This window comes from Okeania sp. SIO3B5, assembly GCF_010692555.1.
In the GTDB taxonomy this organism is placed as follows: Bacteria; Cyanobacteriota; Cyanobacteriia; order Cyanobacteriales; family Microcoleaceae; genus Okeania.
In genome coordinates this window covers 1-10,689 of record NZ_JAAHHG010000344.1, presented here as the reverse complement: position 1 = coordinate 10,689, position 10,689 = coordinate 1, and the positions used below count along the sequence as shown (strand labels likewise).

The window sequence follows — 10,689 nt, the reverse complement described above, 5'->3', positions numbered from 1 at the left end:
GCCCAAATCTTGACCAAAATCCGCTCCTAAATTGAAGCATTACCACTTAAAACCTTGCACTTTTTGATACTTAAAAAGGCTAAAACCTTTATGTATAAATACTTTTAGATTTAATCAGCAAGCCCTACTTAATTCACGAAATATAGTCAGATTTTTTGTTTGCAAAGCTACATCAAACACTTATTTATTGAGCAGGTAAACAAAATAAATTACACATTTTAGAAGCTGAAATCCTTACTGTATAAACATAGCTTGTGTAAATAGGGTTTGCTGAAAGAGTCTTTTTAAGGAGTAGGGGACCCACCCCTCGCCCCTCCCCCTCCCAGGAGGGGAAAAGGGGAGTAGGGGAGTAGGGGAGTAGGGGAGAATTTTTTTGCCCAACTATGCGCTAAAAATGCACTCCATGCATGACCATGAAGAGCTGAAAACCATGTACTTTTTCAATGCCTAAAAAGGCTCAAACCTTTATCTGGCAATTATTTGAGATTTAATCAGCAAACCCTATTTAGGGTTTGCTGAAAAAGTATAAGTGGTAGGGGTAGGAGCCAGAATCCAGAATCCAGAATCCAGAATCCAGAATCCAGAATCCAGAATCCAGAATCCAGAATCCAGAATCGGTGAAGTCAGGAGGAATGGGAACTATAGAAGAAGTAGTCAGAAGAATCGTATAGTAGTTTCACTTAAAAATGAGACGTTTTTTTGCCTGAAACTCCCTCATAGCAAGAAAGCCTTGTCTCAATCTAAAGTTAAATGACTATAAAAGTGATTTTCTACCCCTCGAAATGCCGAAAATCCTAGATTTTTGAACCATTACCACCTAAAAGCTGGTACTCCCTTAGTACCTGAAAAGGGTAAAATCTTTACCTGTCAAGACTTTGATATTTAATCAACAAGCCCTAAATAGGGTTTGCGCTCAAAAGTCTGTTAGTGAAGGAAGGGAACAGGGAACAGTTTAGACCATCTACTACGGCCAAATTTTCTGATAGTCAGGGGAAAAATATTAGCATTTTGAGACAAATTGAACCAAAAACCTTGCCCCCCCTCAGCAAGATTTAACTCTGGAAGCCTTTACAGGTATTGATTACAATTTTATGAGCGCAAGCCCTAAATAATTCTGTGTAGGTGCTTAATATCATGTCCGGATAATAGCGTGATAAAAAAACCTTTTCTCTTCTCACCTTTTCTTTCCTTCTGCCTCCTGCCTCCTGCCTCCTGCCTTACCTCCTCCAAAGTGTAAGTATTCAACCGGACATGGTATAAATAGGGTTTGCTGAAAAAGTATGAGTGGTAAGGACAGGAGCCAGAATTTCCGTTTGTCACCGCGAAGCAAACAGAATCGGTGAATTTCCTAGGTCATGCTCCACAAACAGGAGGAATGAGGATTGTAGAAGAGGTAGTCAGAAGAATCGTCCCAAGATTGTTCTGCCCCTCGAAATGCCCAAAATGCGCTTCTAATTGAACCATTACCACCTAAAAACTGGTACTCCCTTAGTATCTGAAAAGGCACTTACCTTTACCTGTAAAGACTTTGATATTTAATCAGCAAGCCCTAAATAAAATTTTTGCCTTTGTGTTTTCCATAAGCAATACCTAACTTTGACTTTTGACTATTTTTTTTTTGATTTTGTCAAAAATGAATAATCTCAACAATTAGATTTAAGATTCAGAGTGAAATCCGGTTTCGATCGACACTATAGTGCTTAAAGGTAAAGGGTCAGCAGCAAATTGAAGATGCTAACCCTAATTTATTCCTATCTAGAAAGGTTTGGCTCCAAACCTACTATTTTTTGTCAATTCTATTGTAACGATGACAAATATTTTTTATCAATTTAATAAGGGTAAATATATTACCTCTTACCCAGGGCAAACTCAATCTAGACAACTACAAAGATATCCAATTGGCATCTTTGATAGTGGTGTAGGTGGAATTGGTGTCTTAAAAGAATCATATCGTCAACTCTCCGGAGAGACCTTTATATATTTTGCTGATACAGCACGACTCCCCTATGGTACAAAATCTCAGGCAGATATAGTACGATTTGTACGTCAAGTGCTAACATGGATGCAAAATCAAGGCGTGAAAATGGCGATCGTTGCCTGCAATACTGCTACTGCTGCAGCAATAGATCGAGTAGCAGTTGAATACAATTTTCCCATTATTGGTATGATTGAACCTGGTGCAAATACAGTTGTTAACAGAGGTAGCAAAAAAATAGGCGTCATCGCCACTCGACAGACAGTCAACAGTAATGCTTATCTAAATACTATTCTTAAATTAGATCCTTCAGTTTCAGTATTTCAAGTAGGAGCGCCTGCTTTAGTACCATTAATTGAACAAGGTCGCATTAATGATGTGTATACTTTTGAGGTAGTACGACAATATCTTAAACCCCTAATTGCACAACAGATAGATACCCTGATCTTAGGTTGTACTCACTACCCCCATCTACTTCATTTCTTTAGACAAATTTTAGGCAATTCAGTACAGGTAGTAGACCCTGCTATGACTGTTGTTAGCACTGTAGCTCGGGAACTTCAACGTTTGGGAATATCAAGCGATCGCCCTCCGCACTGTACTAGCTTCTATGTCAGTGGTAACCCAGAAGAATTTGCAAAAAAGGTACAGCTATTCCTGGGTTTTACTCCGAAAGTAGAGCAAGTTTGTTTGGAAGTGGAAAGAGTAACAGTTCAATCTGAATCTGTAGCTTGACTTATGTAGCAGGTAACAGAGAACAGCTCATCTGCGGGAAAAGTATTTCTATACTATTGAGGAAATAATTGATGAATAAGAGTGAGGGAGTAGGGAATATAGGGAAATAATTGACGAATAAGAGTGCAATAATTGATTTAATTTTTGATTATTGGAGATGTATATTTATCTCAACGTTGGTTGAATAACCGCGCTCTCCTGTAGGGGAGCGGAAAGATGGAAAAACCAATCAATAAGAGCGGTTTTACAGATAATTTGTTAAAATGCAAGTGTTACTTAACCAAAAACCAAGGTTGAGACTACTATTGCTTTTTAATCAAGTCGCCGAGGGGCACTGGGAGACGTTAAACGGACACCTCAGAAGCGTGGTTACTGGCAAGCCAGTATTTTCCCGTGAGGTGTCAACCCGCCCTGATATCATGTCCGGTTGAATAATTAGACTTTGGTGGAAGGAAGGCAGGAGGCAGGAGGCAGGAGGCAGAAGGTATTCTTTCATTGTCACCTTAATTTTATACACGCTCCGATGCTACCGGACATGATATGAGTCATTTGTTCAGCGAGTGTCTGTTTGAATGATGGATGGGAATCCCGCGCTGCAGGTGTAGGTCAGCGTCGGGAGGATGTCAATTACTTAGGGTTTGCTGAAAAAGTCTTTTTTAAGGAGTAGGGGAGTAGGGGAGCGGGGGAGTAGGGAAGTAGGGGAGTAGGGGAGTAGGGGAATAATTTTTTTTGCCCAACTCTATGCCAGAAATGCTAACTTTTTGAGCATCAAGAGCTGAAAACCAAGGTATTTCAGACCTAAAAAAGCTAAAACATTTATCTGCAAATGCTTTAAGATTTAATCAGCAAGCCCTACTTACAACACTTTTGAAGAAGCATGAGGTACAGTTGAATACTAATCTCTAATCTGTATATCCCTAAAATTAGTACAACTTTGTACCTCTTGAAAATATACTTTTTATTTGGCGCTATTATGAGACTTATATTGTATTCAGCAGCGTCAAATATTTTTTTGATGTATAAATTAGATTAATTTTATTGTAATACCAATTTGAAAAAAGAATGCTACAAAAAGGTAGATATTGATCAGATATGCTGAAAAATAGCTGCTCCAGTTCATTTGAGATAGTTATCTCTATCCTTTTTCCCTTTTTGTCAATATTTACCCCTTCTTCCTTCTTCCCTCTTCCGTAAGCATTCAGCCATCAGCTATCAGCTAGCCTCCTAGGTCAGAACTGCGGACTTCAGCTATTTATGAGAGTAGGAAAAGTCAAAGTAATTGAAAAATTGAGAGAGAATTAAAAGTTACTGCCAAGGTACGCTTCTTCAATCTGAGAAGGAATTATTTATTATTTGCTGAAGTGCTGACTGCTAAGAGCTGAATGCTTACCCTCTTCCTTCTTTCGTAGAGACGTTGGATGCAACGTCCCTACCATTTGTAACAAACATTTATCACGCTTGGTATAAGCATTCAACAATCATATCAAATCCGTTTAATTCGGTATAAAAAAATATTCCATCTTCACCCAGAGTGGAAATAGTTCTGAGTTCTCTTCCCTTCTAAATTCTGGATTCTAAATTCTGGATTGCAGAATTGCTGGATTCTGGATTCTGAATTCACTATCTTATTACACCGATGCTACCGGATTTGATATCAGATATATGAACTTATGCAAGCAATAACTGAGGTTAGGTTATAGCCAATTTCATGAATGAATTTTAATTCTCCTTGGTAGATAATTCCTCTCTAGTATGATAATGATTTAATAACAAATAGCTGATAGCTGATGACTGATGGCTGACTGCTTAATATTTACATTTTATTTTTTTAGAAATTATTTTTATTTTGTCCCATTTCAATTTAGCCTTAATTAATTGATTTGAATCAAGTTAAATTAGTTTATATGTATCAAAACTAGGCATAAATATATCCTATCTATTCACAAATTGTATTTGTTATGCTAAAATTTTGTGCATCAATCTGGTCATTACTAAGGAAAAAAATTTATGGCTGATATTACAGTTTTAGTGGAGAATGTAGCTTCTGGAACAGATGCAGATAGTAGTATATTCTTCTCCCAGATGTGGGTAGGATTTCAGAATGGTAGTGGTAACTTCGATATTTTTAATCCAGGTGCAGCTGCGACTCCCGGTCTGGAAAGGTTAGCTGAAGATGCTATTATTGAACCAACAGATCAATTTGCAACTACTTTATCTACTGAATTTGACAATAGTGGAGCTGGTACTGTTCAAGGAATAGTTCAAGGGCCAGTTGTTGAGAACAGCGATTTTAGGGATTTTTTCCAAGGAGACATTGGTGTTGCCCAATTTACTGTGGATGAAAATGCGGACAGCAGTAGCTACTTTAGTTATGCTGCCATGATCTTGCCTAGTAATGATGCCTTCATTGGTAATGGCAATCCCGTTGCTTTTGAAATTTTTGATGACAATGGTGATTTCTTAGGAGCTGATTTTGTTGTTACTGGAGATCGAGTTTGGGATGCAGGAACGGAAGATAATGATGAAGTTCCTGCAAATACAGCAGCATTAGAGCAGGCAGCTCCAGATACAGGAGTAGATGAAAATGGAACAGTTCAACTACACCCTGGTTTTATTGGCAGTGTGCGAGAAGGTAGCGGCACACCAGGGAATATTTTACAAGAACGCTCTGACGCTGATTTCACTACAGAAAATGATGGGGCAGATAATGAAATCGCCCGTATTAGTGTTTTACAAAATATGGTCGGTACTTCAGATGACAATCTACTCAACGGTTCCAATACAGAGGATTTTCTCTCCGGTCTTGGAGGTGATGATACTTTAAATGGTCTTGGTGGAAGAGACTGGTTAGTTGGTGGTGGAGGTAACGATCTGCTCAGAGGTGGTGATGATGATGATATTTTGGCAGGTCGCATTGGGAACGATATTCTGCTTGGCGGTGATGGTGATGATATTTTAAATGGTGGTCAAGGTCGCGATCGCCTCAATGGTGGTGCTGGCGACGATACCCTAATGGGTGGTGCAAGTATTGACCGCTTTATCTTCAACACTAATAGTCCATTTCCGACGGTAGATATGGGTGTAGATACAATTACTGATTTCAATCAAGGGCAAGACTTGATACTCCTTGACTTGACTACTTTCGCTGCTATATCAAGTACTCCTGGAGCAGGATTTAGTAATAGCAACGAATTTGCTGTAGTTGCCTCAGATGCTGAAGCTGAGGATTCTACAGCTTTAATTGTTCAAAGTACAGCAACTGGTAGTGTGTTCTATAATCCAAATGGTGCTACGGCAGGTTTTGGTAATGGTGCTGAGTTTGCTAATGTAGGTACTGGTGTAACTTTAACTGAAGGCGATTTTGTTTTGCGAGCTTAGAAGCTATCTAAAAATAAGAGGAAGTTTCTGAAACTCTAGGTTTAAGTGTTGAGGAAGTTCAGAAAATTTTGCAGCAATAAATATCAAAGCAATGTAGGGATGTTCTATGGAACGTCCCTACTAATTTGTCAGATAATCCGTTCTACTAAACTTACCCAAACTTACCCATCCATGATAACCTCCGGTTAAGCGTAAGCTATCGCATGATCTTTGGAGCTAGCTTCCTGCTTTGCTGACGCAATGCTGCGCAAACACTGAAGACCACTGACTGCAGTCTGTAAATTATCTTCTCCACAGGCTTAAATTCGCTCTTGACTCAAGCTACTGATACGCATAGTTTTTCAGGTTGATAGCAGCGTTTCCTACCCACATTCCGCACTTCAATTTGTAACATGGAAATTAGTATAAAATCCGTAGCAAACTTAAGTATTTATACTATTTGATCACTATAATTTACTTCTTATATCATGTTCGGTTGAATAGTTATGATTAGGATATAGATGGAAGAGATATCTCAAACCCGTATCTATTGCTTCCTTCCACTCCGTTTCAGTCGCAATGACTTTATTGTAAGTGATCATCCGAACATGATATTATTTCTTACTTTTGACTTTTGACTTTTGACTTTTGACTTTTGACTTTCATGCTACATTTTGTCGTGCGGAATGTGGGTTATCTCGCCATTCTCATGCATTGCTGTCAATATCAGGAGAATTCAAAAATTAGGAAAATAAAAATTTCCTATCTTAATGCTATGACGATTTCCCACAAACAAACAGCACAAAGCCTGCTGAAGTTATTGTCAGTTTAGCTGCTCTGAGCGAATAAATATTTTTTAGTGACGATATTCTGCCTTTGCAACCAGACTAGATGAAAATTTGTTTGCTGGATTGCCTTGCAGTAGCTGGATTTGATTTAGTATCTATGAATTGCACAGAATCAAAAGTATTAATCCACAGATGAGCGCCACAACTGGCTGGTTTGTAAGGTCGATAGACTATTTGGCAAGGACCTGAAATATATAACTCATAACCATAATAGTTATGACCGCCGTGCTTGAGTGACACTACAGCTTCCAATTCTGTTGGAGGCTTACCTTTATTACTTTTAATTTTGTTTTGATTGACATGAATCATTTTTGGTTTAGTAGATTCTTTCTTGCGCCACATACCTTTCGGACCCCGCCGAGCCGGAATTATTACGGGCATACCGCTCTCAGAAACTGGTATTTCCCAGAATCTACCTTTTTTCTCAGCTCCTTTAACTCTTCCTTGAGCGAGTAAAACTAATAAACGTTGACGAGACATACCTAATAAAAAAGATGCTTCTCTAGTACCCATGATTTTTTTCCTTAACTGTTGGACAATAGTTAAATATACTAGAATGGGAAAAAATAAAAAAAAGAAGTTACCTGGCCATAATTATAAACAAAATTGTTGCTTTTGTCAACAAGAGAGTTTGCTGAAAAATTATGAGTGGTTAGGGTAGGAGTCAGGAGTGAAGAAAATTATAGAGGAGGTAGGAGGAATAGTTGTCCCTTAATCTTTCTATGCTTGTCTGCCCAAAATCATAACTTTTTGGCCACTCAAGCTGAAAATTTTGCACTTTTTTTCGCTTCCAAAAGGCTAAAACCTTTATCTGTAAGTGCTTTTAGATTTTATCGGTAAGCCCTACCTAAATGCAGCAGATTCTGTGGTATTTGAGGTACAAATATTAAAAATAAAACCTTTGTAGCACAGGCATCTTGCCTGTGAAAGGTGTACTAGCTGCCTCACCAATTACCGCCATTGTGGGGGAGGGCGAGAAAGCAATTATTTTAGCTACATTTAGCAGAAGCCGTTCTTAGAAACCTACGATAATCTATAGAAATCTATGATTATCTGTTCTATTCCTGCTTCATTCTGGCAACGTCGGCGCCTGTCCAGTCCACAGGCTGTCACGGTCGAACTGACCGCCATAGCTAAATTTAAGGCTGCATTCAAATCCCGTTCGCGCGCTTAGTTGCGGAGCAATCACAGCTAAAATTGCAGTGTTCGCACTTAAACTCTCTTTCTGACAAAGGCAGAGACTCTTTAAGAGTTCCACACCTACTGCAGGTTTTAGAACTGGGAAACCATCTATCAATAACGATTAGTTCAGAACCATACAAGTCACACTTATATTCTAACTGTCTTCTAAACTCATAAAACCCCATATCGCCAACAGCCTTGTAGGGGCGATTCGCGAATCGCCCCTACTTGTGATTTGACATCATACCTGATACATTTAGGTCTTCTATTACTATCCGGCTGTGGTTTTTAGCTAGATAGGTAGTCAGTTTATGCAATGTATCTTTCCTGATATTGGCTATCCTGCCCTTGTAACTGAGCTATCTTAAGTTGAGATTTTTTCCAATTATTAGAAAATTTAGTTTTATGTCTGTTGAGGTATTGCAGTCGTGATAATTTAGATTCTAACTTTCGGTAAGACTTAGCACCTTCAAATACTTCACCAGTAGATAACGTAGCTAGAGATTTTATACCTAAATCTACACCAACTACATCTACAGATTTCTCAGTATTTATGGCAGCTGAGTCTCAGAGCGAAACTGACAAACCATCTATCAGCTTTTCTACTGATAGTTACTGACTTGGGAGTAACATTGTCTGGTAATATTTCAAAGGTTTTAACCCATCCAATTCTCGGTAATTTTATGTGATTAAAGCCTACCGATATTGAGCCATCTAAAGTAAAACTATCATCCCTACCTTTTTTCTTGAATTTAGGTTGACCAGACACTTTGCTGAATCTTCGTTTCCAAGCTGATGATAAATATCTCAAAGCATAGCTCGGCGCTGTTTTAGATACTTCATAATACCAATAGTTATTAGGTTTAACCATTGCTACTAATAGTTTATGAAGGTCAATTGCAGTGGGGAATTTAAGTTTACTATCAGGATTATTGGAATTGTGATTGAGAATGTTTCTAGTTAGCCATAATCCCCAATTCCAGGCATGGCGAGCCACACCTGCGTGTTTAGCTAGCAAGGTTTCTTGTTGGTTATTTGGGTGTAACTCTGTTTTGAATCCTAGTAGCATAAAATCAAATATAGATAATCATAGATTATACTAGATAATCATAGATTATGTCAAGCTGTTAATTACCCCACACTGAAAACGATACTGTCAGTGTGGGATGAATGCGTTAATTTTCTACAATTTTATCTAGTTCTAAATGTTTATCTTCTACATCATCAGGCAAAGAATCTATAAAGTTACTTATCACCTGAGTCATTGTTTTTTGTTTTTTAACTGCATATAAACGTAGCTTATTTAATCTTCTTTCACTTATTCTTAATATGAAGGGGTACAATTAAGCCTATTCTAATTAATTGGAGCGGTGGGGCATCCCGTGCTAGCTCGGTTCAATGTTCTCATAGAGAAGTCGCCGAGAAGCCCACACCTGATTCTTGTAATCAGTGTGGGAGTATGTCACTTTACTCAATTATTATTACCTGGAGCAATTTTTGCAATTACAATATCAGAATTATAGCAATTCCCAAAAAGCGTGAGGTACAAAATTTTAGGTTTGAGGGAACAGGGAACAGGGAATAAAAAGACAAAAAGATAACTGTATTTCACTAATTTGAGAAACGCTATATATACTAATAGCAGACAATTATTGAGTAACCGCTCAATAATCTGGGGTAAATCGGTAAATAGCAAGGCTCAAATGGCGTAAAATCGTTCCTGAACTGGTAGTCCGCCCCTATTTATTGAGCGGATACATTATTGACAATAAAATTTCCTCAAAAATTATGACTCAAACTCTTCCAGCAAAAGACGTAAACATCCGCTATCTCATTGATAACTTCGGACTTCAAAAAAACCAAGACGAGGAATTTTTCCGGGAATGGCAAGATAATTTACCAGAACTTACTGACCTAGAAAAACAACTCCTAGAACAAGTAAAAGCTGGATTTATTAACCTAACAGATTATCCGCCAGTGCTAGAAAATGTTGTGAGGATGGCAGTAGTTGACCCAATTTTATTTATTGGTCGATTTTTTTCTTTATCCATTATATATTCGTTCCGAACCTGCAATTAATTTAGCAGTCGAAGATAAGGGTATTATTATTAAAGGTAAGATTGATACTTTAGTGTTAAAAGACCAATTCTGGGCAATGGTAATTGAGTCTAAAAAAGCTGAATTTTCTACTGAAGCTGGGCGCGGTCAAATTCTTGCTTATATGTTAGCAAATCCTCATCCAAATCGTCCTAATTATGGGATGATTTCTACGGGTGGCAGTTTTATATTTGTTAAATTAGTTAATGGAGAACCACCACAATATGCTCTTTCAAAAACGTTTATTACTATTAATCCTGGTAATGAACTTTATGATGTACTTCGCATTCTCAAACGCTTAACTCAAATTGCGTTAGAAGGAATTGATTGAATGAAGAAGGAAGAAGGAAGAGGGAAGAAGGAAGAAGGCACAAGGCACAAGGCAGAAGGGAAAATTGCTTATGGATAAGTCTTCGACACGCCACTTTGTGTCTTACAGCGGTTTTCATTTAGGCAGACCATAGTAGGGACGTTCCATAGAACGTCATTACAAGG

The 10,689-nt window shown here is 38.1% G+C and carries 10 protein-coding genes; 4 read left to right on the top strand and 6 right to left on the bottom strand.

Translation table 11 applies throughout. The features are described 5' to 3' along the window. The first annotated feature begins 1,807 nt into the window (after nucleotides 1-1,807). Together murI and F6K54_RS31190 are read left to right on the top strand one after the other, a co-directional pair. The gene (murI, locus tag F6K54_RS31195; RefSeq protein ID WP_293086578.1) at nucleotides 1,808-2,710 is read left to right on the top strand and encodes a glutamate racemase; all 903 of its coding nucleotides are present in this window, start codon (nucleotides 1,808-1,810) and stop codon (nucleotides 2,708-2,710) included. A 2,007-nt stretch (nucleotides 2,711-4,717) separates the two neighbouring features. Further along, on the top strand, nucleotides 4,718-6,088 hold the full coding sequence (locus tag F6K54_RS31190; protein WP_293086575.1) for a spondin domain-containing protein: 1,371 nt from the start codon (nucleotides 4,718-4,720) through the stop codon (nucleotides 6,086-6,088). A gap of 446 nt (nucleotides 6,089-6,534) precedes the next feature. Here the strand turns inward: F6K54_RS31190 and F6K54_RS31185 are convergent, their stop codons facing one another. The 6 genes from F6K54_RS31185 to F6K54_RS31160 form a co-directional block, all read right to left on the bottom strand. After that, nucleotides 6,535-6,669, bottom strand: a complete 135-nt coding sequence (locus tag F6K54_RS31185) for a hypothetical protein (RefSeq protein WP_293086572.1) — start codon at nucleotides 6,667-6,669, stop codon at nucleotides 6,535-6,537. 285 nt (nucleotides 6,670-6,954) lie between these two features. Next, a complete protein-coding gene (locus F6K54_RS31180; RefSeq protein ID WP_293086569.1) occupies nucleotides 6,955-7,428 on the bottom strand; it encodes a hypothetical protein in 474 nt (157 codons plus the stop codon). A gap of 638 nt (nucleotides 7,429-8,066) precedes the next feature. Beyond that, the gene (locus F6K54_RS31175) at nucleotides 8,067-8,282 is read right to left on the bottom strand and encodes a transposase (RefSeq protein WP_293086567.1); all 216 of its coding nucleotides are present in this window, start codon (nucleotides 8,280-8,282) and stop codon (nucleotides 8,067-8,069) included. Nucleotides 8,283-8,321: 39 nt separating this feature from the next. Beyond that, nucleotides 8,322-8,414, bottom strand: coding sequence for a hypothetical protein (locus F6K54_RS31170; RefSeq protein WP_293086564.1), 93 nt, complete (start codon nucleotides 8,412-8,414; stop codon nucleotides 8,322-8,324). Beyond that, nucleotides 8,407-8,607: a hypothetical protein gene (locus F6K54_RS31165; protein WP_293086581.1), complete on the bottom strand. Its 201-nt coding sequence runs from the start codon at nucleotides 8,605-8,607 to the stop codon at nucleotides 8,407-8,409. The genes F6K54_RS31170 and F6K54_RS31165 overlap by 8 nt, the downstream gene beginning before the upstream one ends. A gap of 34 nt (nucleotides 8,608-8,641) precedes the next feature. Continuing rightward, nucleotides 8,642-9,166 (bottom strand): transposase, encoded by a 525-nt coding sequence (locus tag F6K54_RS31160; protein WP_293086561.1) that lies wholly within the window; start codon nucleotides 9,164-9,166, stop codon nucleotides 8,642-8,644. 719 nt (nucleotides 9,167-9,885) lie between these two features. On the opposite strand from F6K54_RS31160, the gene F6K54_RS43300 reads away from it, so the two are divergent. Together F6K54_RS43300 and F6K54_RS43295 are read left to right on the top strand one after the other, a co-directional pair. Further along, nucleotides 9,886-10,176: a hypothetical protein gene (locus tag F6K54_RS43300; RefSeq protein ID WP_366558284.1), complete on the top strand. Its 291-nt coding sequence runs from the start codon at nucleotides 9,886-9,888 to the stop codon at nucleotides 10,174-10,176. Then, nucleotides 10,124-10,525 carry a hypothetical protein gene (locus tag F6K54_RS43295; protein WP_366558283.1) on the top strand — a complete coding sequence of 134 codons (402 nt, stop codon included), beginning with the start codon at nucleotides 10,124-10,126 and terminating at the stop codon, nucleotides 10,523-10,525. The genes F6K54_RS43300 and F6K54_RS43295 overlap by 53 nt, the downstream gene beginning before the upstream one ends. Nucleotides 10,526-10,689: the final 164 nt, after the last annotated feature.

Excerpts from the sequence above, each read along its gene's own strand:
- murI (WP_293086578.1), top strand. The coding sequence starts at position 1,808 with ATGACAAATATTTTTTATCAATTTAATAAGGGTAAATATATTACCTCT.
- F6K54_RS31190 (WP_293086575.1), top strand. The coding sequence starts at position 4,718 with ATGGCTGATATTACAGTTTTAGTGGAGAATGTAGCTTCTGGAACAGAT.
- F6K54_RS31185 (WP_293086572.1), bottom strand. The coding sequence starts at position 6,669 with ATGATCACTTACAATAAAGTCATTGCGACTGAAACGGAGTGGAAGGAA.
- F6K54_RS31180 (WP_293086569.1), bottom strand. The coding sequence starts at position 7,428 with ATGGGTACTAGAGAAGCATCTTTTTTATTAGGTATGTCTCGTCAACGT.
- F6K54_RS31175 (WP_293086567.1), bottom strand. The coding sequence starts at position 8,282 with ATGGGGTTTTATGAGTTTAGAAGACAGTTAGAATATAAGTGTGACTTG.
- F6K54_RS31160 (WP_293086561.1), bottom strand. The coding sequence starts at position 9,166 with ATGCTACTAGGATTCAAAACAGAGTTACACCCAAATAACCAACAAGAA.
- F6K54_RS43300 (WP_366558284.1), top strand. The coding sequence starts at position 9,886 with ATGACTCAAACTCTTCCAGCAAAAGACGTAAACATCCGCTATCTCATT.